23 protein-coding genes are annotated in these 25,069 nt (G+C 67.1%); 17 read left to right on the forward strand and 6 right to left on the reverse strand.

Translation table 11 applies throughout. The features are described from left to right. Positions 1–186: 186 nt before the first annotated feature. From ACP690_RS14710 to ACP690_RS14750, 9 genes are all read left to right on the forward strand, one after another. A complete protein-coding gene (locus ACP690_RS14710) occupies positions 187–2,208 on the forward strand; it encodes a M13 family metallopeptidase (RefSeq protein WP_426261408.1) in 2,022 nt (673 codons plus the stop codon). 217 nt (positions 2,209–2,425) lie between these two features. Next, a complete protein-coding gene (locus ACP690_RS14715; RefSeq protein ID WP_426261407.1) occupies positions 2,426–4,807 on the forward strand; it encodes a response regulator in 2,382 nt (793 codons plus the stop codon). Between the two features lie 58 nt (positions 4,808–4,865). Continuing rightward, positions 4,866–5,216 (forward strand): response regulator, encoded by a 351-nt coding sequence (locus tag ACP690_RS14720; protein WP_017978983.1) that lies wholly within the window; start codon positions 4,866–4,868, stop codon positions 5,214–5,216. A gap of 97 nt (positions 5,217–5,313) precedes the next feature. Continuing rightward, positions 5,314–6,078, forward strand: coding sequence for an SDR family NAD(P)-dependent oxidoreductase (locus ACP690_RS14725; RefSeq protein ID WP_063689564.1), 765 nt, complete (start codon positions 5,314–5,316; stop codon positions 6,076–6,078). 3 nt (positions 6,079–6,081) lie between these two features. Then, positions 6,082–6,996, forward strand: a complete 915-nt coding sequence (locus ACP690_RS14730; protein WP_426261406.1) for a glycosidase — start codon at positions 6,082–6,084, stop codon at positions 6,994–6,996. A gap of 43 nt (positions 6,997–7,039) precedes the next feature. Then, positions 7,040–8,758 (forward strand): dihydroxy-acid dehydratase, encoded by a 1,719-nt coding sequence (gene ilvD / locus ACP690_RS14735; protein WP_426261405.1) that lies wholly within the window; start codon positions 7,040–7,042, stop codon positions 8,756–8,758. Next, the gene (locus ACP690_RS14740; protein WP_426261404.1) at positions 8,745–9,167 is read left to right on the forward strand and encodes a hypothetical protein; all 423 of its coding nucleotides are present in this window, start codon (positions 8,745–8,747) and stop codon (positions 9,165–9,167) included. Before ilvD ends, ACP690_RS14740 begins: the two co-directional genes overlap by 14 nt. Further along, positions 9,164–10,555 carry an NAD(P)H-hydrate dehydratase gene (locus ACP690_RS14745; protein ID WP_426261403.1) on the forward strand — a complete coding sequence of 464 codons (1,392 nt, stop codon included), beginning with the start codon at positions 9,164–9,166 and terminating at the stop codon, positions 10,553–10,555. Before ACP690_RS14740 ends, ACP690_RS14745 begins: the two co-directional genes overlap by 4 nt. Then, on the forward strand, positions 10,552–11,757 hold the full coding sequence (locus ACP690_RS14750; protein ID WP_426261402.1) for a class I SAM-dependent RNA methyltransferase: 1,206 nt from the start codon (positions 10,552–10,554) through the stop codon (positions 11,755–11,757). The genes ACP690_RS14745 and ACP690_RS14750 overlap by 4 nt, the downstream gene beginning before the upstream one ends. A gap of 120 nt (positions 11,758–11,877) precedes the next feature. Here ACP690_RS14750 and truA read toward each other — a convergent pair whose 3' ends face one another. Together truA and fmt are read right to left on the reverse strand one after the other, a co-directional pair. Then, positions 11,878–12,615: a tRNA pseudouridine(38-40) synthase TruA gene (truA, locus tag ACP690_RS14755; RefSeq protein WP_426261401.1), complete on the reverse strand. Its 738-nt coding sequence runs from the start codon at positions 12,613–12,615 to the stop codon at positions 11,878–11,880. After that, a complete protein-coding gene (gene fmt, locus ACP690_RS14760; RefSeq protein ID WP_426261400.1) occupies positions 12,612–13,526 on the reverse strand; it encodes a methionyl-tRNA formyltransferase in 915 nt (304 codons plus the stop codon). Before fmt ends, truA begins: the two co-directional genes overlap by 4 nt. A gap of 52 nt (positions 13,527–13,578) precedes the next feature. On the opposite strand from fmt, the gene recR reads away from it, so the two are divergent. Both recR and def read left to right on the forward strand, forming a co-directional pair. Then, positions 13,579–14,175 (forward strand): recombination mediator RecR, encoded by a 597-nt coding sequence (recR, locus tag ACP690_RS14765; RefSeq protein ID WP_024310551.1) that lies wholly within the window; start codon positions 13,579–13,581, stop codon positions 14,173–14,175. 54 nt (positions 14,176–14,229) lie between these two features. Beyond that, complete coding sequence (def, locus tag ACP690_RS14770) at positions 14,230–14,748, forward strand: peptide deformylase (protein ID WP_295560166.1); 519 nt, start codon at positions 14,230–14,232, stop codon at positions 14,746–14,748. A 22-nt stretch (positions 14,749–14,770) separates the two neighbouring features. Here the strand turns inward: def and ACP690_RS14775 are convergent, their stop codons facing one another. Continuing rightward, positions 14,771–15,103: a VOC family protein gene (locus tag ACP690_RS14775; protein ID WP_426261399.1), complete on the reverse strand. Its 333-nt coding sequence runs from the start codon at positions 15,101–15,103 to the stop codon at positions 14,771–14,773. A gap of 55 nt (positions 15,104–15,158) precedes the next feature. On the opposite strand from ACP690_RS14775, the gene ACP690_RS14780 reads away from it, so the two are divergent. Together ACP690_RS14780 and ACP690_RS14785 are read left to right on the forward strand one after the other, a co-directional pair. Next, positions 15,159–16,238: a PA0069 family radical SAM protein gene (locus ACP690_RS14780; protein ID WP_426261398.1), complete on the forward strand. Its 1,080-nt coding sequence runs from the start codon at positions 15,159–15,161 to the stop codon at positions 16,236–16,238. Between the two features lie 356 nt (positions 16,239–16,594). Beyond that, on the forward strand, positions 16,595–18,010 hold the full coding sequence (locus tag ACP690_RS14785) for a hypothetical protein (RefSeq protein WP_426261397.1): 1,416 nt from the start codon (positions 16,595–16,597) through the stop codon (positions 18,008–18,010). A gap of 207 nt (positions 18,011–18,217) precedes the next feature. Here the strand turns inward: ACP690_RS14785 and ACP690_RS14790 are convergent, their stop codons facing one another. Then, complete coding sequence (locus tag ACP690_RS14790; protein ID WP_017978968.1) at positions 18,218–19,438, reverse strand: NADP-dependent isocitrate dehydrogenase; 1,221 nt, start codon at positions 19,436–19,438, stop codon at positions 18,218–18,220. A gap of 127 nt (positions 19,439–19,565) precedes the next feature. Between ACP690_RS14790 and ACP690_RS14795 the strand changes: the two genes are divergently transcribed. Beyond that, positions 19,566–20,297, forward strand: a complete 732-nt coding sequence (locus ACP690_RS14795) for a phosphatidylserine decarboxylase (RefSeq protein ID WP_063689534.1) — start codon at positions 19,566–19,568, stop codon at positions 20,295–20,297. Then, positions 20,297–21,142 (forward strand): CDP-alcohol phosphatidyltransferase family protein, encoded by an 846-nt coding sequence (locus tag ACP690_RS14800; RefSeq protein WP_426261396.1) that lies wholly within the window; start codon positions 20,297–20,299, stop codon positions 21,140–21,142. Before ACP690_RS14795 ends, ACP690_RS14800 begins: the two co-directional genes overlap by 1 nt. Here the strand turns inward: ACP690_RS14800 and ACP690_RS14805 are convergent. After that, on the reverse strand, positions 21,081–21,317 hold the full coding sequence (locus ACP690_RS14805; protein WP_018250733.1) for a hypothetical protein: 237 nt from the start codon (positions 21,315–21,317) through the stop codon (positions 21,081–21,083). The genes ACP690_RS14800 and ACP690_RS14805 overlap by 62 nt on opposite strands. Before the next feature lie 334 nt (positions 21,318–21,651). Here ACP690_RS14805 and rpsB point away from each other — a divergent pair, with 334 nt between their 5' ends. Further along, a complete protein-coding gene (rpsB, locus tag ACP690_RS14810) occupies positions 21,652–22,464 on the forward strand; it encodes a 30S ribosomal protein S2 (RefSeq protein ID WP_017978965.1) in 813 nt (270 codons plus the stop codon). An 87-nt stretch (positions 22,465–22,551) separates the two neighbouring features. Further along, on the forward strand, positions 22,552–23,487 hold the full coding sequence (gene tsf, locus ACP690_RS14815; RefSeq protein ID WP_426261395.1) for a translation elongation factor Ts: 936 nt from the start codon (positions 22,552–22,554) through the stop codon (positions 23,485–23,487). 98 nt (positions 23,488–23,585) lie between these two features. On the opposite strand, the gene ACP690_RS14820 is transcribed toward tsf, so the two are convergent. Further along, positions 23,586–24,782 carry a carbohydrate porin gene (locus tag ACP690_RS14820; protein WP_426261394.1) on the reverse strand — a complete coding sequence of 399 codons (1,197 nt, stop codon included), beginning with the start codon at positions 24,780–24,782 and terminating at the stop codon, positions 23,586–23,588. Positions 24,783–25,069: the final 287 nt, after the last annotated feature.

Consider the following 25,069-nt stretch of genomic DNA (forward strand, 5'->3'; position numbering starts at 1 on the left):
GGCACGAACCTGCGTTGGCTCTATCACCTTCCTAACCACCCGTTCGCCCTGAGCCTGTCGAAGGGCGGGGCGCCCCACTCGGGCGCTTTGCCGGCGGAGAGCCGCCCTTCGACAGGCTCAGGGCGAACGGAATGAGACGTACTCGGTCGTGATCTGTACAGCAGACCGACCCATCGGGGAGAGACCATGAAGACCTATCTCATCGCCGGCCTGCTCGGCGCATCGGCGCTTGCCGGCGCCGTCTATGCACAGCAAGCACCTACGGCCGCCGCAGCGGGCAAGCCGCAGATCGGCGCCTTCGGCTTCGACGAAGCGGGCATGGACCGCAGCATCGCGCCGGGCGACGATTTTTACAACTACGCCAACGGCACCTGGGCGAAGACGACCGCCATCCCCGCCGACAAGTCGAGCTTCGGCGCGTTCGACACGCTCGCCGATCTGTCGCGCGATCGCACCAGGGGCATTCTGGAGGCCGCGGCGAAGCAGCCGGGCTCCAAGATCGGCACGGCCTACGCCACCTATCTCGACACCGGCGCGATCGAGGCGAAGGGTCTTGCGCCCATCAAGCCGTGGCTCGACACGATCAAGCGTGCGACCAAGGCGAATTACGCCTCGCTGCTCGCGCAGGCGGACCGCAACGGCGTCGCCATTCCGTTCGGCAGCGGTGTCGGCCAGGACGACAAGGCGCCCGAAACCTATGTCGTCGAGATGCGCCAGTCGGGCCTCGGCCTGCCCGATCGCGACTATTACCTGCAGGAAAAGAACGCCAAGGAGAAGGCCGCCTATGAGGCGCACCTGACCAAGGTGCTGACGCTCGCCGGCGAGCCCAATGCCGCGGAGCGCGCCAAGGCGATCGTCGATTTTGAAACGCAGATCGCTGAGGTCAGCTGGAGCCGCGTCGACAGCCGCGACGCCAACAAGACCTATAACAAGATGACGGTCGCGCAGCTGGTGCAGAGCGCGCCGGGCTTCGACTTCGTCACCTATCTGAAGGGCGTCGGCACGCCCGTCGATTCGCTGATCGTGTCGCAGCCGAGCGCCGTCACCGGCATCGCGAAGCTGATCGGCGCCGCGCCGATCGGCGTGTTGCAGGATCAATTACTGGTCCGCAGCCTGGACGGGTTTGCGGGCGTGCTGCCGAAGGCGTTCGACGACGAACAATTCGCCTTCTACGGCACCACTTTGTCGGGCACGCCGCAGCAGGAAGATCGCTGGAAGCGCGCGGTCGGCTTCACCAGCGGCGCGCTGTCGGACGAGGTCAGCAAGCTGTACGTCGCGCAATATTTCCCGCCCGAAACCAAGGCGTCGGCTGACCAGCTGGTCAAGAACGTCATTGCGGCGATGGGCAAGCGCATCGACAAGCTCGAATGGATGGCGCCCGAGACGAAGGTGAAGGCGCACGCCAAGCTCGCCGCCTTCACGCCGAAGATCGGCTATCCGAGCCAGTGGCGCGATTATAGCAACCTCAAGATCTTCAAGGGCGACGCCTTCGGCAACGCCCTGCGCGCGCGCCAATGGGGTCACGAATACAACATCAGCCACCTCGGCAAGCCGTTGCAGCGCTGGGAATGGGGCATGACCCCGATGACGGTGAACGCCTATGCCAATTTCGGCATGGTCGAGATCGTCTTCCCCGCCGCGATCCTGCAACCGCCGTTCTTCGACCCGAAGGCGGACCCGGCGGTGAATTACGGCGGTATTGGCGCAGTGATCGGCCACGAGCTGAGCCATCACTTCGACGACCAGGGATCGAAGTATGACGCGCACGGTCAGCTGACCGACTGGTGGATGCCGGAGGACGTCACGCGCTTCAAGGCGTTAACCCAGCGGCTCGTCGACCAGTATAACGCCTACGAACCGCTGCCCGGCATGCACGTCAACGGCGCGCTGACCCTGGGCGAGAACACCGCCGACCTCGCCGGCCTTTCGGTCGCCTATGACGCGTACAAGGCGTCGCTGGGCGGACGCGAGGCGCCGGTGATCGACGGCCTGACCGGCGACCAGCGCTTCTACCTCGGCTGGGCGCAGGTTTGGCGTCGCAACTATCGCGAGGCGAACCTGAAGCAGCGGCTGATGACCGATCCGCACAGCCCGTCGCAGCAGCGCGCCTGGGTCGTGCGCAACCTCGATCCCTGGTACGGCGCCTACAAGCCCGCGCCGGGTGGCAAGCTGGTGCTGACGCCGGACCAGCGCGTCCGCATCTGGTGATACCGTCCCGCTTCCCCTGGCGTGCCGGGGGAAGCGGGGCCACCATCACCGCCGTTCGCCCTGAGCCTGTCGAAGGGCAGGTCCACCACAAGCATCGTCCCGCAGGTCGAAACCCGTGCTTCGACAGGCTCAGCACGAACGGCCATGGGGCGCGGAAGCAACCCCACTACACCAATCGCTTGACGCGCCCCGCCCGATCCCGCGATGACGGGCGGGCATGGCCTCGCTCCCCCTTTCGACACATTTGAACCCCACCCGGGCCGCTGCGCTCGTCGCCGGTGCTGCGACGGTGGCGGCCGCGGCGCTCGTGCTGTGGCTGGTCGGCAGCATCGTCGCCGCGGCAGGGTTCGTCGCCACGGGGATCGTGGCCGCCGGCGCGGTGATCGCGTGGCGGATGCTGGCGCCGGTCAGGGTCGCGGCGACACCGACGATCGATTGGGCCTTCACCCGCGCGGTCGCGCAGGCGAGTACCGACGCCGTGGCGATCACCGATCGCGCCGGTCGGCTGGTCTGCGCCAACGATGCCTATGAAGCGCTGTTCGAAGGCTTTCCTACTCCGCCCGGCCTGCCGCTGGCCGGGGAGGGCGTCGCCGAACTCGGCAACGCCGGCCGCATCGCCTGGCGCGACGGGCGCGGCGAGGTGCGGGGCCTTCGCGCCGGGCCACACCGGCTGACCGCAGAGATCGCGCGTGCGGGCGATGAGGGCGACATGCTCGTCTGGCGCTTCGCCATCGTTCGGCAGCACGATGCCGCCGCCTCGACCGAAGCGTTGGTCACCGGGGCGATGGGCGAGCGGCTTGGCACCTCCGGCGTCATGGCGGCGCTGCTGGGCAGCGATGGCCGCGTCCGTGCCGCCAACCGCCTGCTTGCCCGCCGTGCGATCGCCGCCGAGACGGGGCTGGAGGGGCGCGACTTCGCGCGGCTGCTCATCACCGACAGCCGCGGCCTCGTCCGTTTCGAGCGCGAGGGGCTGGACGGCACGCCGTTGCGCGTGGTGGAGGTCCCCTTCACCGATATTCCCGACGCGCCGACGCTGATTGCGTTGCTTGATGACGTGGACACCGCCCCGGCGATCGGTGCCAGCGCGTCCGAACATGTGCGCAGCCTCGTCAGCCTGATGCCCTTCGGCATGGCGCTGGTCGATCGCGAGGGCCGCTTCCTCCAGATGAACGACGCCTTTGTGCGCGCGGCCGGCGTCGATCCCGCCGCCGCGCCGCTCTATCCGGGCGATCTGGTGGTGCGTGAGGACAAGGCGGCGGTCGCCGACGCGATCCGGCGTTTCGCCAGCGGTGCGACGCATTCTTCGGACATGGCGGTGCGACTGAAGGATCATCCCGACGAACCGGTTGCGCTCACTATCGCCGGTGCCCGCGGCCTGGGCGATGCGGCGGTGCTGCTCAGCCTCAAGGACAATAGCGAGGAAAGCCGCCTAAAGCGGGAAGTCGCGCAGGCGACCAAGATGCAGGCGGTCGGCCAGCTCGCTGGCGGCGTCGCGCACGATTTCAACAACATCCTCACCGCGATCATTGGCCATTGCGATCTGATGATGATGCGCCATTCGCCGGGCGACAGCGATTACGACGACATCCAGCAGATCCGCACCAATTCGAACCGCGCCGCCAGCCTGACGCGCCAGCTGCTCGCGTTCAGCCGCCAGCAGACGCTCCGCCCGCAGACGCTGCAATTGCCCGACGTGGTGGCGGAGGTGTCCAACCTTCTGAAGCGGCTGATGGGCGAGCAGATTCGCCTCGACGTCAGCCATGGCCGCAACCTCGGCGCCGTGCGCGCCGATCCGGGGCAACTCGAACAGGTCGTCGTCAATCTCGCGGTCAATGCGCGCGACGCGATGCTGGCGCATAATCCGCGCGGTGGCGGTACGCTGACCATCCAGACACGCAGCGTCACCGCGGCGGACGTGCGGGCGATGGGCACCGACATCCTGCCGGTCGCCGATTACACCGCGCTGATCGTCAGCGACACCGGCGGCGGGATTCCGCCCGACGTGCTGCCGAAGATCTTCGAACCCTTTTTCACCACCAAGGAAGTGGGCAAGGGCACCGGGCTCGGCCTGTCCACCGTCTACGGCATCGTCAAACAGTCGGGCGGCTGGATCTTTGCCGATACGAAGCCGGGGCAGGGGGCGACCTTCAGCATCTATCTGCCGGTCCACGCCGCAGGCACCGCGACCCGAGCACCTGCGCCGCGGGCGCCGGCCAAGCCCGTCGAGGTCTGGGGCACCGGCACCATACTGCTCGTCGAGGACGAGGATATGGTCCGTGCCGTCGCCGAACGCGCGCTGACGCGGCAGGGCTATACCGTGATGACCGCGGAGAATGGCGAGGCGGCGCTGGAGCTGCTCGATCGCAATGGCCGGCCAGACCTGCTCATCAGCGACGTGGTGATGCCGACGATGGATGGCCCGACGATGGTCCGCCACGCGCGCGATCGCTACCCCGACCTGCCGATCATTTTCATGTCGGGCTATGCCGAGGAGCAACTGCGTAAGTCGATCGACCTCGACAACGTCGCCTTCCTGCCCAAGCCCTTCAGCGTGCAGCAATTGGCTGAAGCCGCGCGCGACGTCCTCACGACGCGATAGCACACCGTTACAAACGAGTGGTTGTCAGCGTGTAACAACCACGGGTAAGGGCTGGGGCATGTCTGCGCTCACCCAGATCCTCATCGTCGAGGACGAACCGCTCATCGCGATGATGCTCGAGGACTTCCTCGAGGTGCTCGACAAGACGCCGGTCGGCACCGTCGATACGGTGGCTGGCGCCCTGGCGCGGGTGGAGGACGGCGGCATCGACGCTGCGATCCTCGACGTCAACCTGCGCGGCGGTGAGAAGAGCACGCCCGTCGCCGAAGCGCTCGCCGCACGCGACATTCCGTTCGTGTTCGCGACCGGCGGCAGCGACGACAGCGTCGACAGCCGCTTCCGCGATCGCCCGGTGCTGCAAAAGCCCTTCACGATGGACGGCGTCGCCAAGGCTCTCGCCGCGCTGTAACGCCCTTCGTCCGGCATGACGCATTTGTCACCGGAACGATTGACCGCCCCATCGCATTGGTAGCGTCGATTCCGGACGCAACGATGGGGCAAGGTGCATGGCAGATAATCCGATCGCGGTGGTGACCGGCGGCGAGTCCGGTATCGGGGCGGCGTGCGTCACCGCCCTCGCGAAGGCGGGTGCGCGTGTCGTCTTCACCTATTTCCGCGATGCGGATGCCGCGGCCAAGGTCACCGAGGCCGCGGGCGCCGATCGAGTCCACGCGATCCAGTGCGACGTATCCAGCGAAGACGCAGTCGAGGCGCTGTTCGCCGACACCGAGCGCCGCTTCGGCACGGCGACGTGGCTGGTCAATTCCGCCGGTCTCAACATGAGCGGCACCAAGCTGGTCGATATGCCGCTCGACCATTTCGACCGCGTCATCCGCTCCGATCTCTATGGCCCCTTCCTGACCTGCCGCCGTTTTGTGCGGGCCGCCGAAAAGGCCGGGCAGGGCGGGCGGATCGTCAACATCTCGTCGATCCACGAGCGGGCGCCGCGACCGGGCGGCGTGGACTATGACGCAGCAAAGGGCGGCTTGGCCCAGCTTACGGCGACGCTCGCGCTCGAACTCGCGCCCGCGAAGATCGCGGTCAACGGCGTCGCGCCCGGCATGATCCTGACGCCGATGAACGAACATGCGATGGAGGATGCCTCCTATCGCCAGTCGCTCGAGGCCAACATTCCCTGGGGGCGCGCCGGCAAGCCCGAGGAGGTCGCGACGCTCGTTGCTTTCCTGCTCTCGCCCGCCGCGGATTACATCACCGGGACGACGGTTACGATCGACGGTGCGCTCAGCCTGGTTATCGCGCAGGGGGCCTGACCGATGCCGACCTATGCTGTCGAAGCGCTCGACGACGTCACGATCGCGCCCGGTTCGCCGCTTGATGGCATGGACCTGATGAGCCCTTTCGTCTGGCGCGAGGATGGGCGTTATCGCATGCTGGTGCGCGGCGTGCCCGACCCGCTCGGACCAAACGATCCGACCGGCCTCATCGCCAGCGGGTGGAGCGATGACGGCCTGACCTTCACGCTCGACGATCATATCGCCATCGCTCCGGGCAGCGATCCGACGGACCCGGACGCAGGGGGCTGCGAAGACCCGACGGTGCTCAGGACCGACGATGGCACCTACGTCGTCTATTACACCGGCGTGGACGCCAAGCGCAGCCAGGGCGTGATGATCGCCGCGACTGGCCCGTCGCTCGACCGGCTGACCAAGCGCCGCGTCGTCCTCGCCGCGCCCGAAGGCGAGGGCAATATCAAGGAGGCGACCTTCGCCCCGACACCGCACGACGGCTGGCGGTTATTTTATGAATATGCCGCGGCGGAGGAAAAGGGCGTCGGCGCGTCGCGCGTCGGCATCGCCCGTGCGGACCGGCTCGGCGATTCCTGGACATCGCTCGACGATCCGTTTCCGATCCGGCCAAAATCCTGGGACAATTGGCACCTGTCCACCGGCCCGATCTGTCAGTTGCCCGGTGCGGATCCGGTGATGTTCTACAATGGTGCGACGCTGGACGCGCGCTGGCGGATCGGCTGGATCAGCTTCTCGCCGGATTTCGGGGCGGTCACCGGTCGTGGGATCGAACCGTTGATCCTGCCGCCACCACCGGAAGATCGCGCCAAGACCGATATCGCCTTCGCCGCGTCAACAATTGTCGAGAACGACATGATATCGCTCTATTTCTCCATCGAGGACCGCATTCTCCGTCGGGCGCGAGTACGATATTACGCGTAACAAGCTTGCGCAGATGGGGGCTTTCGCGACATAGGGCGTCGCCATGACCCAGTTCGACAAAACCAGCCTGCCCAGCCGCCATGTCTCCGTCGGCCCCGAACGCGCGCCCCATCGCAGCTATTATTATGCGATGGGCCTCAGCGAAGAGGATATCGCCAAGCCCTTCGTCGCGTTGGCGAGCGCCGGTAACAATTCAGCGCCGTGCAACACGACGCTCAACGCACAGGCCGATGCCGCGCAAGCGGGCGTGATCCAGGGCGGCGGCATGCCACGCCGGTTTAACACGATCACCGTCACCGACGGCATCGCGATGGGCCATCAGGGCATGAAGGCCAGCTTGGTCAGCCGCGAGGTCATCGCCGATTCGGTCGAGGTGTCGGTCCGCGGCCATTGCTACGACGCGCTGGTCGGCTTCGCCGGCTGCGACAAGTCGTTGCCCGGCATGATGATGGCGATGCTGCGCCTCAATATCCCGTCGATTTTCGTCTATGGCGGATCGATCCTGCCGGGCCGCTTCCACGACCGCGACGTTACCGTCGTCGACGTGTTCGAGGTCGTCGGCAAGTACGCCGCCGGCGCATGTCCGCTGTCCGAGGTGCATGAGCTGGAAAAGGTCGCCTGCCCGGGTCACGGCGCATGCGGTGGTCAGTTCACCGCCAACACCATGGCCTGCGTGGGCGAGGCGATCGGTTTATCGCTTCCGAACAGCAACATGGTGCCGGCGCCTTACACCACGCGTGAGCAGATCGCCGTGGCCGCAGGCGCGCAGGTGATGGAGCTGGTGGCGCGCAACCTGCGCCCGCGCGACATCTGCACGCGTGAAGCCTTCATCAACGCCGCGCGCGTCGTCGCCGCGACCGGCGGCTCGACCAATGCCGCGCTCCACCTGCCCGCGATGGCGAACGAAGCCGGTATCGATTTCGACCTGTTCGACGTCGCAGAGGCTTTTAAAACAACACCCTACATCGCAGACCTGAAGCCCGGTGGCCAGTATGTCGCCAAGGATATGCATGAGGCGGGTGGCGTCTACATGCTGATGAAGACGATGCTCGCTGGCGGCTTCCTCGATGGCAATTGCATGACCGTCACCGGCAAGACGCTCGGCGAGAATATCGATCAGGTGACGTGGAACCCCGACCAGAAGGTCATCTACGATATCGCCACGCCGATCACGCCGACCGGCGGTGTCGTCGGTCTGCGTGGCAGCCTCGCCCCCAATGGCGCGATCGTGAAGGTCGCGGGCATGCACCGCCTGCAGTTCGAAGGCCCGGCGCGGTGCTTCGATTGCGAGGAAGACGCCTTTGCCGCCGTCGAAGCGCGCGCGATCAACGAGGGCGAGGTGATCGTCATCCGCTACGAAGGACCGAAGGGCGGCCCGGGCATGCGCGAAATGCTGTCGACCACCGCGGCGCTCTACGGTCTCGGCATGGGCGAAAAGGTCGCGCTGATCACCGATGGCCGCTTCTCGGGCGGGACGCGGGGGTTCTGCATCGGCCACGTCGGACCCGAGGCGGCCGAAGGCGGCCCGATCGCCTTGGTCGAGGACGGCGACACGATCCGCATCGACGCCGAGGCGGGCACGATCGATCTGCTGGTCGACGACGCCACGCTCGACGCGCGCCGCGCCGCTTGGACGCCGCGCGTGAACGATTACGGCGCGGGCGCATTGTGGCGCTATGCCCAGAACGTCGGTCCCGCCTTCCAAGGCGCTGTCACCCACCCCGGCGCAAAGGCCGAACGCCACGTCTATGCGGATATCTGATCGTCCGCTGGCGGCGGGCAGGGTGGTGGCGGGAACGGCACTGCTTCTGCTTGCCGCCTGCGGTGATCGTGGTGCCGACACAGCGAATACCCAGGCGCTGACCAAGGCGGAAAGCGATCAGCGCAGCGCCGCCGACGACGCAGACCTGATCCTCTGCGCGCACGGCAGCGACGCATTGCGTCGAACTTGCACGGTGGAACGGACGCGGGAGGATCGCGGGCTGATCCTCACCGTCCGCCACGACGATGGGGGTTTTCACCGCTTGCGCGTCACGCAGGACGGTCGCGGCGTCATCGCGGCCGACGGGGCGCAGGTGGCGCGCGTTTCGATCATCGATCCGCAGTCGATCGAGGTGGCGATCGGGAGCGATCGCTACCGCCTGCCCGCGACGATCGCGTCGACACAATGATTCCGCCCGAAGGCCAGCCGATCCTGACCGCAGCACAGATGCGCGCCGCGGAGGATGCCGCCGTCGCGTCGGGCATTTCTGTCGAAACGCTGATGCAATGCGCAGGCGAGGGCATTGCCGCTGCCGTGCGCCGTCTGACTGCAGGCGCCGATGTGCTCGTGCTCTGCGGACCCGGCAACAACGGCGGCGACGGCTATGTCGCCGCATCGGTTCTGCAACGTCTCGGCTTGAGCGTACGAGTCGCGGCGGATGAGGCCCCTCGCACACCCGCCGCCTCCGCCGCACACCGGGGCTGGCAGGGCGATGTCGAGTCGCTGAACTCGGCACGGCCTGCGCCGGTCCTGATCGACTGCCTGTTCGGCACGGGGCTGTCGCGACCGCTGCCCCGCGCCACCGACGCAGCGCTTGCCCGCCTTGCCGGTGCAGCGCAGGTCGTGATCGCCGCCGATCTGCCGAGCGGCGTCGATGCCGACACGGGCGCCATGCCCGATTGGGTTGCGACACACCCCGCGACGCTCACCCTTGCGCTCGGCGCCCTCAAGTCGGCGCATGTCCTCGAACCGGCGGCCAGCGCCTGCGGCACGATCCGCCTGATCGACCTGGGTCTCAGCGAGCGACCCGCCGACTGTGTCGTCGCAACGCCGCCGCATCTGCCACAGCCCGGGCCCGAGTCGCACAAATATACGCGCGGCATGGTCGCCGTGGTCGTCGGCGCGATGGAAGGCGCCGCGCGGCTCTCCGGCATCGCCGCCCTGCGCAGCGGAGCGGGCTATGTCGCGCTCTATGGCGACGGCGGCCGCGGTGGTCCCGACGCGCTCGTTCACCGCCCCTTTGATGCCGACGCGCTGACCGACCCGCGGATTGGCGCTATCCTGATCGGTCCGGGGCTGGGACGCGACGACGACGCACGGCAGCGCTTGAAGGCGCTAATCGCCGCCGACGATCACGCACTGGTCGTCGATGGCGACGCGCTGCACCTGCTCGACCCGGACACGCTTGCCGGGCGGTCCCACCCCGTCATCCTGACACCGCACGCGGGCGAGTTCAAAGCCCTGTTCGGCGAAATCGCGGGTTCCTTGGTCGATCGCGCGCGTACGGCAGTGCGGCGCACCGGCGCCGTCGTCGTTTTGAAGGGCCCCACGACCATCGTCGCCGCGCCCGCTCGCACCATCGTGCATCCGCGCGGCAACCCCTGGCTGTCGACCGCCGGCACCGGCGACGTGCTGGCCGGCGCGATCGCGGCGCAACTTGCCCATGCCGGCACCGATCCGCTCGCGGCAGCGAGTGCGGGCGTCTGGCTGCACGCGCAGGCGGCCCGCCGGCTCGGCGCCAGCTTCATCGCCGACGACTTGGCAAATGCGCTGACGCCCGTCAGGGCGGGCGGATGACCGATTCCGATACGATTCTGCCCCCCGATACGATTGTCCGCGTAGCCGCGCGTGGTGATGGCGTCACTGCCAACGGTCGCCATGCCGCCTTCGCGGCGCCCGGCGATCTGCTCGGCCCCGAAGGTACGCTGACCCACGGCCCGCATCACCAGACGCCGCCGTGCCGCCATTTCCCGGAATGCGGCGGCTGCCAGCTCCAGCATCTCGACGACGAATCCTACGCCGCCTTCGTCACCGATCGCGTTGCCAGCGCGCTGGACGCGCAGGGGCTGACCGCGCCGTTGCGCGCGCCGCTCGTCTCGCCGCCGCAAACCCGCCGCCGCGCGACGCTGCATGTCGAGAGCAAGGGCGGCCGTATCCTGCTGGGCTTCTCCGCCGAGAAGAGCCACGCCATCGTCGACGTGCGCGAATGCCACATCCTCGCGCCAGAACTGTTCGCGGTGGTCGCGCCGCTCCGCGCCTTGCTGCAGAAGCTCGGTTTCAAGCGCCGCGGCGACGTCCACCTGACCCTGTCCGATCAGGGCCCCGACATCCTCGTCACAAACCTGTCCGCAGACGGCCTTGCCGCCGCGGAGACGATCACGGCCTTTTGCGAGCGACACGGCATCGCCCGCTTCACGCTCGACAGCGGCGACGGGTTCGAAACGCGCTGGGAGCCGCAGCCGGTGACCATCACGCTCGGCGGGCACCCCGTGCCGCTGCCGCCCGCATCGTTCCTGCAGGCGACGCAGGAAGGCGAGGATGCGCTGGTCGCCGCCATGCGCGAAGCGACCAAAGGCGCGGGCACGATCGCCGATCTGTTCGCGGGCCTCGGCACCTTCGCCCTCGCCCTGCCGGCGCGAGTGTACGCTGCCGAGGGCGCGCGGGATGCGATCATGGCGCTGAAAGCCGGAGCGGCTCATGGCGGGCGCCCGATCTTCACCGAACATCGGGACCTGTTCCGCCGTCCGCTTACCGTGGCGGAGCTCGACCGCTTCGATGCGATCGTCATCGATCCGCCGCGCGCCGGCGCCCGCGATCAGGCAGAGGCGCTCGCCGCGTGCCAGACCAAGGTCATCGGCTATGTTTCGTGCAATCCCAGCAGCTTCGCGCGTGATGCGAAGATGATGGTGGAGGGTGGCTGGCGGATCGACTGGATCCAGCCCGTCGGCCAGTTCCGCTGGTCCACCCACGTCGAACTCGCCGCGCGATTCGTTCGCTAAAGGGTTCGCACGACGCCGCGAAGAGGTCCTGCCAGGGCGCCGCGATCGGCAGACGCCACCGTCGGCGGTTGGCAGGACGGCCTCCGTCCTGTCGATGTACCCTTCGCGCCTTCGCGTGAATCAATACACCGCCGTCATGAAGAACAACCCATCCGGCGGTGCATTCAGCCCCAGCCGCGCGCGATCCCGCGCCGCGAGCGCATCGGCGACGTCGGCAACCGACCACTGCCCCCGTCCGACCAGCGCCAGACACCCCACCATCGACCGCACCTGATGGTGCAGGAACGACCGAGCCGCCGCCCGTACCGCGATCTGATCGCCATTCCGCTCGACGGATAGCATATCCAGCGTCCGCACCGGACTGTCGGCTTGGCAATGTGCGGAGCGGAAGGTGGTAAAGTCGTGCCGTCCGACCAGCACCGCCGCCGCCGCCGCCATTGCCTCGGCGTCGAGCGGCTGCGGCACCTGCCACGCCAGCCCCGCTTCCCAGGTCAGCGGCGCGCGCCGGTTGACGATGCGATATTCGTAACTGCGCCCGACGCACGAAAAGCGTGCATGCCAATCGTCTGCCACCTCCACGCAGTCGAGTACCGCGACCGGCGCCGGCCGCACCCGCGCGTTGAGCGCCTCCATCAACCGGAACGGCGCGATCGTCTTGGCGATATCGACATGCGCGCGCATGCCCAGCCCATGCACGCCCGCATCGGTCCGCCCCGCGGCGTGCACCGCGGCCGTCTCGCCGGTGACCGCGAACACCGCCTCCTCCAGCGCCGCTTGCACGCTCGGCCCGTGCTTCTGCCGCTGCCAGCCCATGAACGGCCGGCCGTCATATTCGATCGTCAGCGCGAACCGCGTCAAAGCTGCGTCCCCGACCGCACCGGGAAGCCCCGCAGCATCTCCTCCGCGCTCGTCACGCCGCGCCCGGCGCGCTGCACCAGAGTCGGACGAATCGCACCGTCGCCGCATGCGATCGTCAGCGCCGCATCCACCGTCGTCCCCTCGCCGCCGGGGAAGGAGAAGGGCAGCACCTCGGCAGCGAGCAGTTTCACCCGCTCGCCGGCTATCTCCACCCAGGCCCCCGGCGCCGGGTTCATAGCGCGGATCAGCCGCTCGACCTCGACTGCGCTTTTCGTGAAGTCGATCCGCGCCTCGGCCTTGTCGATCTTGCGGGCATAGGTGATGCCGTCCTCGGGCTGCGGCACCGGCGGATGGCCCTCCAGATCGTCGAGCACGTCCACCATCAGCCGCCCGCCCAGCGCCGCCAGCGCATCGGTGAGTTCGCCCGCGGTCTGCCGCTCGATCGCGACTCGCCCCTCCAGCCGCACGGGGCCGGTATCGAGCCCCGCCTCCATCTGCATGATCCCGACCCCCGTCTCGGCATCGCCGGCCAGGATCGCACGCTGCACGGGCGCCGCCCCGCGCCAGCGCGGCAACAGCGAGCCGTGGACGTTGAGGCAACCATGCTTTGGGGCATCGAGGATCGCCTGCGGCAACAGCAGCCCGTAAGCTGCCACTACCGCCACGTCCGCATTCAGTGCAGCAAACGTCGCCTGTGCCTCGGCGCCCTTCAGGCTGACCGGATCGTATACCGGTAGGCCTGCCTCTTCGGCGCGAAGCTGGACCGGCGATTTGACCAATTCGCGCCCGCGCCGACCGCCCGGCCGTGCCGGTTGCGTATAGACCGCGACGACCTGATGCCCCGGCGCTGCCAGCACCGCATCCAGCACGTCGCGCGCGAAGGCCGGGGTTCCCATGAAGATGATCCGCATGGGGGCCTTCAACGCGCTGGCGGGGCAGGGCGCAACCCCCTATCTGTTCCACATGGCATCCCCCGAAATCGAGGCGCTGACCCAGGCGCTCGCGCGCCTTCCTGGCCTCGGCCCCCGATCCGCCCGTCGCGCGGTGCTGCACCTGCTGAAGAAACGCGAGGCCGCGCTCGGCCCGTTGCGCGCCGCGCTGGAGGCAGTGGACGAGCGGCTGGAGACGTGCGGCATCTGCGGCAACGTCGATACGGCCAACCCCTGCGCGATCTGCGCCGATCCGCGCCGCGATCAACGGTCGTTGTGCGTGGTAGAAGAGGTGGCCGACCTGTGGGCGCTCGAACGCTCGCGTCTGTTTCCCGGTCGCTTCCATGTGCTTGGCGGCCGCCTGTCGGCCCTCGAGGGCGTGCGCCCCGAAGACCTCGCCATCGACGCGCTCGTCGCCCGGATCGAGGCGGGCGGCATCGACGAGGTCGTTCTCGCGATGAACGCCACGCTGGAGGGCCAGACGACCGCTCATTATCTCGCCGACCGGATCGAGCGCTTTCCCGTCCGCGTCACCCAGCTCGCGCACGGCCTGCCGGTCGGCGGCGAACTCGACTATCTCGACGAAGGCACGTTGGCCCAGGCCCTGCGCGCAAGACGGCCGGTCGCCTGATCGCGAGGTCACCCCAATCTTGACGGCAAACGCCCCGGGACCTAGCTCCGCGCGATGGCAGTTCTTCCCATCGTCGAAATCCCCGATCCGCGCCTGCGCCTGATCTCCAAGCCCGTCGACTCGATCACCGATGAGACGCGCGCCTTCGTGCAGGACATGATCGACACGATGTACGCTGCGCATGGCATCGGCCTCGCCGCGATCCAGGTCGGCGTCGATCAGCGCATTCTCGTCATCGACCTGCAGGAGGAAAAGGACGAGGACGACAAGCCGATCAAGGCGCCCAAGGCCTATATCAACCCCGAAGTCCTGTCGGTCAGCGACGAGACGAGCACCTATAACGAAGGCTGCCTGTCCATCCCCGAACAGTACGCCGACGTCCAGCGCCCCGCATCGTGCCGTGTCCGCTGGCAGGACGAGACCGGCGCCGCGCATGAGGAAGAGCTGACCGGCCTGCTCGCCACCTGCATGCAGCACGAGATCGACCACCTCAACGGCGTGCTCTTCATCGACCATATCAGCCGCCTGAAGCGCGACATGGTGCTCAAGAAGCTGGCGAAGGCACGCCGCTGACCGAAGCCGGCCGGCGCGACGGTCACGCCGGCTGCATCACCGCCAGCACATGCCCGTCCGGGTCGGCGAGGTGAAAGCGCCGGCCGCCCGGGAAGGCGAAGATCGGCACGGTCACGCGCCCGCCCGCAGCCTCGACCGCAGCGAGGGCCGCCTCCAGATCGTCCACCTCGATCACCGGCAGCGGCGCCGCGACGCGATCCGGTGCCGCATCCAGTCCGACATCGGTGTCGCCGCTGGTCGTCGCGGCATAGTCCGGCCCGTAATCGGTGAAGGTCCAGCCGAAGGCCTCGGCGTAGAACGCCTTGACCCGCGCGCGATCCCCCACCGGCAGCTCGAGATAGTTCAGACGCGCCATCGAATGCTCCCATTTCGTTCTTGATACGTTCTACGTCTGCGCCTAGCCTTAGGCAATGGCCGGTCCCAAGCCCCGACGCGCCGTCCGCGGCGCGACGCTGAATAGCGAAAGCCGCCGCTTCAACATGCCGCAGGTGGAGGCGGACGGCGACTGGCTCGACGCGCGCGAGGAGATCGACGGCGAAGCGCCACCGCTGCGCACCAGCGTGACGATCGAGCAGCCCCGCACGATCATCAGCCGAAACGCCTCGCCCGACGTCGGCTTCGATCGCTCGATCAACCCGTATCGCGGTTGCGAGCACGGCTGCATCTACTGCTTCGCACGGCCGACGCACGCCTTTCACGATTTGTCGCCCGGCCTCGATTTCGAAAGCCGGCTATTCGCCAAGCCACAGGCGGCGGAGCTGCTCCGCGCCGAGCTGGGCAAGCCCGGCTATGCCGTCGCGCCGATCGCGCTGGGCACCAACACCGACCCCTATCAGCCGATCGAGAGCGATTGGCGGATCACCCGCGCCGTGCTGGAGGTGCTGCGCGAGACACGGCATCCGCTGACGATCACGACCAAAGCGGACCGCGTGATCCGCGATATCGATCTGCTGGCCCCCATGGCCGCCGAGGGACTGGCGGCGGTTGCAGTGTCGATCACCTCGCTCGATCCGCGTGTCGCCATGACGATCGAACCGCGCGCGCCGCATCCCGAACGGCGGCTGAAGGCGGTGCGCGCGCTCGCCGATGCGGGCGTACCGGTCTATGTCTCGATCGCGCCCGTGATCCCCGCCATCACCGATCATGAGATCGAGCATCTGGTCGAACGTGCGGCAGGGGCGGGCGCCCGCGCGTGCTTCTTCATCCCCGTCCGCTTGCCGCACGAGGTCGCGCCGCTGTTTCGTGCCTGGCTCGACACCCACTTCCCCGATCGGGCGGGCAAGGTGATGGCGACGATCCAGAGCCTGCGCGGCGGCCGCGACAACGATCCCGGTTTCTTCACGCGTATGCAGGGGGCAGGGCCATGGGCCGAGCTGATGCGCACCCGCTTCGCCATTGCCTGCCGCAAGCACCGCCTCGCCAACCGCGGCGTGACGCTCCGTACCGACCTGTTCCGCCCGCCTGCCGGCCCGCAGGGCGAGCTGTTCTGACGGGGGGAGTGCCAAGCAACCCTCGTCACCCCGGACCTGATCCGGGGTCCCGCTACTGCTCCGGGCGCGGCGACAAAGAAGCGGGATCCCAGCACAAGGCGGGGATGACGGGGCGTTTTCGGGCACTGCCCGTACCATCGCGAAGACATCCTGACATGCCCGCCACGCTCATGAGAGCCCCCCCTCGTCACCCCGGACTTGATCCGGGGTCCCGCTTTTACCCCGACCGCAGCGAACGAGGAAGCAGGCATCCGATCCTGCGACGAGATCACGGGGAACAGTCCCGCCGTAGCAACGCGATCGCCCCCCGCCGCCGTTAGGCACCCGCTAACCATGACGGGCGCATCGGGAAATCCATGACCTCGCGCCGCATCTGGCTGATCCTCGCGCTCGTCGCGCTGGCGCTGCGGCTGCCTGATATCGGCAACCCGCTCGTCGATCTCGATGAACAGATGTACCTGCTCGTCGGCCAGCGGATGTGGGACGGCGCGATTCCCTATTTCGACATCTGGGATCGCAAGCCGATCGGTCTGTTCCTGATCTACGCCGCCAGTGCCGCGCTGCCGATCGACGCGATCATCGCCTATCATCTCGTCGCGCTGACCGCGGCGGTGGCGACGGCGGGATGCATCGCGATGCTCGTGCGCCCCTTTGCCGGACCGAAAGCCGCGCTCGCCGGCGCCATCCTGTACCTCGTCTGGCTGTCGCTGATCGGCGGGCGCGGCGGGCAGTCGCCGGTCTTCTACGACCTGCCGATGGTGCTGGCCGCATGGCTGACCTGGCAGACGCTGGCGGGCCGACGCCGCAGCGGGATCGCGGCGATGCTGCTGGTCGGCGTCGCGCTTCAGATCAAGCCGACCGTGGTGTTCGAAGGCGGGTTCTTCGGAGTGACGCTGTTGGTCGCGTCATGGCGTCACCAACGCAGCCACGCGCGCACCGCCCGGGATGCCCTAGTTTACGCGTTCGCCGCCTTGCTCCCGACCCTGATAGCGGCGGGCGCTTACGCCGCCATGGGGCAGGGCGGCGCCTGGTGGTTCGCCAACGTCCAGTCGATCTTCCTGCGGCGCCTGACGCCCGGCGATCCGATCGCGGCGCGGCTGATCGGCGCGGTCGTCGTACTGCTGGTGCCGTTCGGCCTGGCGGTGCGCGGTCTCGCGATGCACTATGGGCAACGCCGCTTGTTCCTCGCCGGCTGGCTGGCGAGCGCGATCATCGGCTGGCTGCTCGTCCCCCCCTATTTCAACCATTATGCCCTGCCGCTGCTGGTGCCCCTCGCGGTCGCGGCCGGCATCGCGCTCGATCGCCCGGCGCTGCGCTGGCTGGCGGCGCTGGCCGGTGCGGTGATGCTGTATCTGAGTGGTTATCCACACTGGGGCGAGACCGCGATGATCCGTCGCCAGCTCGCATCGCTCGCCGCTGCCTTCGGGCAGGATCGCGATCATGGCTGCCCCTTCGTCTTCGATGCGCCGCCTGCACTGTACACCGCGGCGCACGCCTGTCTGCCGACCCGCTATCCGTTTCCGCCTCACCTCGTAGAACCGAGCGAGGCGGGCGCGATCGGGGTCGATCCGCGTCGCGAGCTTATGCGGGTCCTCGCCGCCAAACCCCCAGCAATCGCCGTCGGCCGATCCGAAGCGATGATCCACGCGACGCTGGCCACGGACTATTACCCGGTCGCGCGGGCGCTGGGTATCACCATCTATCGCCGCGCCGATCTGTCGCGCGTGAGGGATAAGTGGGGCGCATCCGTGCGTTCTCCCATCCCGCACTGATGCGGCCGGCAGGAGCGCAGCATGACCGATCCCGACACGCCCGAACCCAACGAACGCCCTGACGGCGCGGTGCCCGATACCAGCGTCCCCGACGAATCGGGTGCCGGCTACGGTAATCACGGCGACGCCGACGACTGATCGCCGACACGAAAGAAGGCCCGGACGCGCGACGCATCCGGGCCTTCTTTTAGTCGTTAGACGACGGGCTTACGCCCAGTTCGCCATCTTCTGCTCGAGGTTCGAACGCACCGCCTCGAAGAACTGCTCGGTCGTCATCCAGGGCTGATCTGGGCCGATCAGGATCGCGAGATCCTTGGTCATCTGGCCGTTCTCGACGCACTCGATGCACACGCGCTCCAGCGTCTCGGCGAAGCGGACGACGTCTGGCGTGTTGTCGAACTTGCCGCGATACTTCAGGCCGCCGGTCCAGGCGAAGATCGACGCGATCGGGTTGGTCGACGTCGCCTTGCCCTGCTGGTGCTGGCGATAGTGGCGCGTGACGGTGCCGTGCGCCGCTTCCGCCTCGACCGTCTTGCCGTCCGGGGTCAGCAGCACCGAGGTCATCAGACCCAGCGAGCCGAAGCCCTGCGCGACCTGGTCCGACTGCACGTCGCCGTCATAGTTCTTGCACGCCCACACGAACTCGCCGTTCCACTTCAGCGCCGATGCGACCATGTCGTCGATCAGGCGGTGTTCGTAGACGATGCCCGCTTCCTTGAACTTGTCCTTGAACTCGGCCTCGAACACCTCGGCGAACAGGTCCTTGAAGCGGCCGTCATAGGCCTTCAGGATCGTGTTCTTGGTGCTGAGGTACACCGGCCACTTCAGGTTCAGGCCGTAATGCATCGACGCACGGGCGAAATCGCGGATCGAATCGTCCAGGTTGTACATGCCCATCGCGACGCCCGACGACGGGAACTGGAAGACTTCTTCGTCGATCACGGTGCCGTCTTCGCCTTCGAAGACCAGGCGCAGCTTGCCCGGGCCCGGAACGCGGAAATCGGTCGCCTTATACTGGTCGCCGAACGCGTGACGGCCGACGACGATCGGGTGCGTCCAGCCCGGGATCAGACGGGGGACGTTCTTGATGACGATCGGCTCGCGGAACACCACGCCGCCCAGGATGTTGCGGATCGTGCCGTTCGGCGACTTCCACATCTTCTTGAGGCCGAATTCCTCGACGCGCGCCTCGTCCGGCGTGATCGTCGCGCACTTCACCGCGACGCCATATTTCTGCGTCGCCTTGGCGGCGTCGACTGTCACCTTGTCTTCGGTCGCATCGCGGTGCTCGACGCCGAGGTCGTAATAATCGAGCTGGATGTCGAGATACGGCTTGATGAGGCGTTCGCGGATCCATTCCCAGATGATGCGCGTCATTTCGTCGCCGTCGATCTCCACGACGGGCGTCTTCACCTGAATCTTGGCCATATGCTCTTCCTGCAAGGGGAGTTTGCGTGTGCGTCTAGGCACAAGCGCCACGCGGATCAACCACCGGCGCGCGCCTTCGGCCCGAGAGCGTTGTGTTGCAGGAACGTCACGGTTACACCTGCGCGTTATGTCATCGCTTGAAAAGCCTCCCCACACGCCGCTGCCGACGACGACCGTCAAGTGGCGCTTCCCCTCGGTTCACCCCGAAGGACACAAATACGCCGCCATCGCCCTCGGCATCACATTGCTCGGCACGGTGCTCACCAAGGTGCTGTTCTGGCCGCTGCTCGCGGTCGTCGTCTGGGTGCTCACCTTCTTCCGCGATCCCGTCCGTACGACGCCAACGGGCGAGGGGCTGATCATCGCGCCCGCTGACGGCCTCGTCACGATGATCCAGAAGGTGCCAGTGCCGCGCGAGCTGGTCGGCGACCTCGGCGATGCGCCGCTCACGCGCGTGTCGATCTTCATGTCGGTGTTCGACGTCCACATCAATCGCACGCCGATCGCCGGCACGATCCGCCAGGTCGTCTATATCAGCGGCAAATTCCTCAACGCCGATCTCGACAAGGCATCGGATGAGAACGAACGCCAGCATATCGTCGTCGAAGGTCGCGACGGTCGCCGCATCGGCTTTACCCAGATCGCCGGCCTTGTCGCGCGCCGCATCGTACCCTTCGTCAAGCCGGGCGACATGGTTGCGACCGGCCAGCGTATCGGCCTGATCCGCTTCGGCAGCCGTGTCGACGTCTTCCTGCCAGACGATATCATCCCGCAGGTGACATTGGGCCAGCGCTCGATCGCCGGTGAGACCGTCATCGGCCGCGTCGGCGGCGTGCCCGTCACCGGCATCGCCCAATAATGGACGATTCGTCGGAGCAGCGCCCCCCGCTGTCGCAAGGCCGGTTCGCCGGCCGTCGCCTGCCTCGCCGTCCGCGGGGCCTGCCGCTGCGCGCGGTGGCGCCCAATGCGGTCACCGCCCTTGCGCTATGTTCGGGCCTTAGCGGCGTCCGCTTCGCGATCGGCGGCGAATGGCAGAGCGCGGTTGCCATGATCATGATCGCCGGTGTGCTCGACGGTCTCGACGGCCGTATCGCGCGCATGCTGCACGGCGAAAGCCGCTTCGGTGCCGAGCTCGATTCGCTGTCCGACGCCATTTCGTTCGGTGTGGCGCCGGCGTTGATCCTCTACCTCTGGTCGCTTGCCGCGCTGCCCCGCATCGGCTGGATCAGCGCATTGGTGCTGGCGGTGTTCTGCGCTTTGCGTCTCGCCCGCTTCAACGCCAAGATCGACGAGACGGATCAACCGCACAAATCGGCGGGGTTCTTGACCGGTGTTCCGGCGCCCGCCGGGGCAGGCCTCGCCATGCTGCCGATGTATTTCTGGTTCTGGACCGATGAGCCGATCTTCACGTCACCCTGGCTCGTCGCCCTCTGGGTCGCCTTCGTCGCGCTATTGATGGTGTCGAGCGTCGCGACCTTCTCGTGGACCTCGCTACGCCTTCGCCGCACCGTGCGGTTCGAGGCGATCGCGGCGGTGGTCTTCCTGGGCGCCGCGCTGGTATCGGCGCCGTGGCATACGCTCAGCGTGATCTGCCTCGGCTATCTGCTGACCATCCCGTTCAGCATCGCCAGCTACGCCCGGGTCAGGCGGCTGCGCGTAGCCGGCGAACGGCCGCGGGCACCGGAGCCGACGCCCAGCGCCTGACGGCGATGCGGCGCTCGGCGCGGGCAAGCTGCGACAGCGGCGTGAACGCGGGTTCGATATGGCCGGAGGCGAGGCGGGCGATGCGGCGCCATTGCGGCGCGACCGTGGCGATCATCACCCCGGCCGCCGCCAGAAACGCGCCTACGAACACCAGACCGGATAGCACTGCAACCATCGAATCAACTCCCTCGCAGGGTTGCGAGCACCCTGTGGATAACTCGCTAAACCCATGTTTTATCGGTGAGTTCCCATAAACGTCTGATTTTCGCCCATTTCGGCCCCTTGTTGATCTCCATCAAGGGGCGGGGTGGGCTTGGGTCACCGTATGAACCCTGTATGTTCCATCTACGTTCCATGTGTCAAGCGGATGTTCCGGCTTGCACGGGCGCGTGGCTTTCGCTAAGGGCGCGCTCCTCAACCCCGCATGGGAAGCATCATAGCCCGGTGCGCGTGGCCGAACGGCCGCCGTCATCCGCTTCCCAGAGGCATTAACCGGAAGGACTTATCCTATGGCGGCTCCCGTCGTCACCATGCAGCAGCTGATCGAGACCGGCGCGCACTTCGGCCACCAGACCCACCGCTGGAACCCGAAGATGAAGCCCTACATCTTCGGCGACCGTAACGGCGTCCACATCCTCGACCTGTCGCAGACCGTTCCCCTCTTCGCCCGTGCGCTCGAGTTCATCTCGTCGTCGGTCGCCAGCGGCGGCAAGGTGCTGTTCGTCGGCACCAAGCGCCAGGCGCAGGACGCCGTCGCCGATGCGGCGCGCCGTTCGGGCCAGCACTTCGTCAACCACCGCTGGCTGGGCGGCATGCTCACCAACTGGAAGACGATCAGCAACTCGATCAAGCGTTTGAAGGCGCTCGAAGAGCAGCTGTCGGGCGACACGCACGGCCTGACCAAGAAGGAAGTGCTGCAGCTCACCCGTGAGCGCGACAAGCTCGAACTGTCGCTCGGCGGCATTCGCGACATGGGCGGCATCCCCGACGTGATGTTCGTGATCGACGCGAACAAGGAAGAGCTGGCGATCAAGGAAGCCAACACGCTCGGCATCCCCGTCGTCGCGATCCTCGATTCGAACGTCTCGCCGGACGGCATCGCCTTCCCGGTTCCCGCGAACGACGACGCGAGCCGTGCGATCCGCCTGTACTGCGAAGCCGTGGCGATCGCCGCGACCCGCGGTAACCAGGAGCAGCAGTCGCGCCGCGGCGTCGACCTGGGTGCGCAGGACGTCGCTCCAGTCGAGGAAGCGCTGACCGTCGAACCGGTGTCGGCGGACGCCGGTGCGGCAGCGGAGGCCGAGCGTCAGATCGACGCATAAGCACCGTCACGATGCTTTCATGCGGGCGGGGCAGGGCGTGCGCTCTACCCCGCCCGCAAACACATTCAGACTATAGAGGATATGCACATGGCTGATATCACCGCAGCGATGGTCAAGGACCTGCGCGAGAAGAGCGGCGCGGGCATGATGGACTGCAAGAAGGCGCTGAACGAGACCGCCGGCGACATGGACGCCGCGCTGGACTGGCTGCGCACCAAGGGCCTGGCCGCCGCGCAGAAGAAGTCGAGCCGTACCGCGGCCGAGGGCCTCGTCGCCGTCGCGACCAGCGGCACCAAGGGTGCGGCGGTCGAAGTGAACTCGGAAACCGACTTCGTTGCCAAGAACGACCAGTTCCAGCAGTTCGTCCGCGAAGTCGCGCAGATCGCGCTGGCGACCGGTGGCGACGTCGATGCGCTCAAGACCGAATCGATGCCCTCGGGCAAGACGGTCGAGGAAGTGCTGACCAACAACATCGCGACGATCGGCGAAAACCAGTCGCTGCGCCGCGCCAAGCGCCTCGAAGTGTCGAAGGGCGCGGTCGTCAGCTACGTCCACAACCAGGCGTCGCCGGGTCTCGGCAAGATCGGCGTGCTTGTCGCGCTCGAATCGGACGCGGGTGAAGACGCGCTGCAGGCGCTCGGCAAGCAGCTGGCGATGCACATCGCCGCAGCCTTCCCGAAGGCGTTGAACGAGGAAGACCTGGACGAGGGCGAGATCGAGCGCGAGCGCGCGATCGCAACCGAAAAGGCCACCGAATCGGGCAAGCCGGCCGACATCATCGCCAAGATGGTCGAAGGTTCGATCGCCAAGTTCCGCAAGGAGCATGCGCTCGTCAGCCAGCTGTTCGTGATGGACGGCAAGACCAAGATCAGCGACGTCGTCGCCAAGGCGGGCAAGGACGCCGGCGCCGAGATCAAGCTGGTCGACTATGTCCGCTTCCAGCTCGGTGAAGGCATCGAGAAGGAAGAGAGCGACTTTGCCGCCGAAGTCGCCGCAGCTTCGGGTGTTGCGCAGAAGGGCTGATCCGGCCTGTCGTCCGCCTTTCGGGGCGGGCGAGCGTAAAAAAAGGGGCATCGCGTGACGGCACGCGATGCCCCTTTTTCGTGCGGTGCGCCCGAGCGTCAGTGCGCCGACCAGCCCAGCGTCAGGCGCAACCCCAGCACCAGCGCATTGCGGATCGTGCGGTCCGCCGCCGGGTTGATGACATATTGGATGTCGGGTTGCAGGGAGACGCCCTTGATCAGCGTATCGGTATAGGTCGCCTCGATGATCGTTTCCGCCCGGCCGAGTGCGGGCAGTTCCGGCGGATTGGCGCTGCGATAGCTGTTCGACAGCACGCCGCTGCCCGCCCCGATCGAAACGGCGCTGTCCGGCCGCGATGCGAAGGGCTGTTTCAGCAGCAGGCCGCCTTGCCACCCACCGCGAAACGGCGTCGTCTTCCCCTCGGACAGCCCCAGCCGCAAAAACCCTTCGAGCTGGCGGGGGGCGTCGGCCTTGCCGGCGAGCAGACGCTCGGCGATCAGATATACGCCGCGCGACGCGTGAAAACCGGGCCCTTGCGAGATTTCCGGCGGAATGATCGTCGGCTGGGTGCGCGTATAGGTCCAGGCGCCGACGGCGATGCGGCCGTTGCCCGTCCAGCCCGCTTCGCCGATCAGCAGCGCGCCATCGCGGCCGGTGAAGTCGATGCCATTTTCGTCACCGATCGTACCGGCGCGCGCGTTGACCACGGCGAATGCGCCATAGGTCTTGCCGGCCTCGACCCGCAGCCGGGCGGCGAGCGCCGTCGAGGGAAAGATCGCCGGGCCGTTGACCCCCGTCGCCGCCAGTTCCGATCCGACGCCGAACATCGGCGAGATCAGCAATGCCGCCGCATCGTTCTGGTAGAATTCGCTGTTGACGTCGTACAGCCCGGCCCGCAGCGACCAGCCCGGCGCTAGCGCCTGCTCGACCCAGGCTTCGTAGAGTTTGAAGCGCCCCTGCGACACTTCGATATTATTGATGCCCTGGATCGATCCGGCGAGATCGTTGGGCTTGCCGCCCATGTTGTTGAGCAGTGCTGCATGCGCCTTGCCGCCATGCCATCCGATCAGCGCGTCGAGATCGGCCTCGGCGATCACGTCGATATTGTCGAGATAGCGCACGCCGCGTTCGATGCCGCCCGATGCCACGCCGACGAGATCGACCGTGTATTCGGCCGACAGGCTCCATGCGCTCGACGCCTCCTGGGCAATCGCCGCGTCGACACAGCCGACGCTCATCGCGATGATTCCGGCGCCCCACCGCATGGCGCGGCAAATGGCAAAGATCCTGTCCATGTCTACTCCCTGTTATGACTGGTTACGGGAGCGGTAATGGCGATGGCGTTTCCCTTATTGGTCAATATGGACTTAATTTGACTTGGTGACGGCCGGAAAGCATTTTGGTTGATTTCAGCCGGCCAAGCCCGTCAGCGCGGTTAACCCAACTTTATCCGTTTCCGACATTGACGTCCTCCCTATTTTTTCATCCAAGCTGAGTGAGAGTTTTCCGGCCCTTTGAAGCCTGCGGGCAAGGAGCTGGGACATGAAGAAGTCGAGATACACGGAAGAGCAGATTGCGTTTG

The sequence above is a fragment of the Sphingomonas sp. DC4900 genome, from assembly GCF_049896485.1.
Lineage (GTDB): Bacteria > Pseudomonadota > Alphaproteobacteria > Sphingomonadales > Sphingomonadaceae > Sphingomonas > Sphingomonas aquatilis.

What these genes read in the sequence shown, in the direction of transcription:
- ACP690_RS14710 (WP_426261408.1), top strand. Translation starts at nt 187, where the DNA reads ATGAAGACCTATCTCATCGCCGGCCTGCTCGGCGCATCGGCGCTTGCC.
- ACP690_RS14715 (WP_426261407.1), top strand. Translation starts at nt 2,426, where the DNA reads ATGGCCTCGCTCCCCCTTTCGACACATTTGAACCCCACCCGGGCCGCT.
- ACP690_RS14720 (WP_017978983.1), top strand. Translation starts at nt 4,866, where the DNA reads ATGTCTGCGCTCACCCAGATCCTCATCGTCGAGGACGAACCGCTCATC.
- ACP690_RS14725 (WP_063689564.1), top strand. Translation starts at nt 5,314, where the DNA reads ATGGCAGATAATCCGATCGCGGTGGTGACCGGCGGCGAGTCCGGTATC.
- ACP690_RS14730 (WP_426261406.1), top strand. Translation starts at nt 6,082, where the DNA reads ATGCCGACCTATGCTGTCGAAGCGCTCGACGACGTCACGATCGCGCCC.
- ilvD (WP_426261405.1), top strand. Translation starts at nt 7,040, where the DNA reads ATGACCCAGTTCGACAAAACCAGCCTGCCCAGCCGCCATGTCTCCGTC.
- ACP690_RS14740 (WP_426261404.1), top strand. Translation starts at nt 8,745, where the DNA reads ATGCGGATATCTGATCGTCCGCTGGCGGCGGGCAGGGTGGTGGCGGGA.
- ACP690_RS14745 (WP_426261403.1), top strand. Translation starts at nt 9,164, where the DNA reads ATGATTCCGCCCGAAGGCCAGCCGATCCTGACCGCAGCACAGATGCGC.
- ACP690_RS14750 (WP_426261402.1), top strand. Translation starts at nt 10,552, where the DNA reads ATGACCGATTCCGATACGATTCTGCCCCCCGATACGATTGTCCGCGTA.
- fmt (WP_426261400.1), bottom strand. Translation starts at nt 13,526, where the DNA reads ATGCGGATCATCTTCATGGGAACCCCGGCCTTCGCGCGCGACGTGCTG.
- recR (WP_024310551.1), top strand. Translation starts at nt 13,579, where the DNA reads ATGGCATCCCCCGAAATCGAGGCGCTGACCCAGGCGCTCGCGCGCCTT.
- def (WP_295560166.1), top strand. Translation starts at nt 14,230, where the DNA reads ATGGCAGTTCTTCCCATCGTCGAAATCCCCGATCCGCGCCTGCGCCTG.
- ACP690_RS14775 (WP_426261399.1), bottom strand. Translation starts at nt 15,103, where the DNA reads ATGGCGCGTCTGAACTATCTCGAGCTGCCGGTGGGGGATCGCGCGCGG.
- ACP690_RS14780 (WP_426261398.1), top strand. Translation starts at nt 15,159, where the DNA reads ATGGCCGGTCCCAAGCCCCGACGCGCCGTCCGCGGCGCGACGCTGAAT.
- ACP690_RS14785 (WP_426261397.1), top strand. Translation starts at nt 16,595, where the DNA reads ATGACCTCGCGCCGCATCTGGCTGATCCTCGCGCTCGTCGCGCTGGCG.
- ACP690_RS14790 (WP_017978968.1), bottom strand. Translation starts at nt 19,438, where the DNA reads ATGGCCAAGATTCAGGTGAAGACGCCCGTCGTGGAGATCGACGGCGAC.
- ACP690_RS14795 (WP_063689534.1), top strand. Translation starts at nt 19,566, where the DNA reads ATGTCATCGCTTGAAAAGCCTCCCCACACGCCGCTGCCGACGACGACC.
- ACP690_RS14800 (WP_426261396.1), top strand. Translation starts at nt 20,297, where the DNA reads ATGGACGATTCGTCGGAGCAGCGCCCCCCGCTGTCGCAAGGCCGGTTC.
- ACP690_RS14805 (WP_018250733.1), bottom strand. Translation starts at nt 21,317, where the DNA reads ATGGTTGCAGTGCTATCCGGTCTGGTGTTCGTAGGCGCGTTTCTGGCG.
- rpsB (WP_017978965.1), top strand. Translation starts at nt 21,652, where the DNA reads ATGGCGGCTCCCGTCGTCACCATGCAGCAGCTGATCGAGACCGGCGCG.
- tsf (WP_426261395.1), top strand. Translation starts at nt 22,552, where the DNA reads ATGGCTGATATCACCGCAGCGATGGTCAAGGACCTGCGCGAGAAGAGC.
- ACP690_RS14820 (WP_426261394.1), bottom strand. Translation starts at nt 24,782, where the DNA reads ATGGACAGGATCTTTGCCATTTGCCGCGCCATGCGGTGGGGCGCCGGA.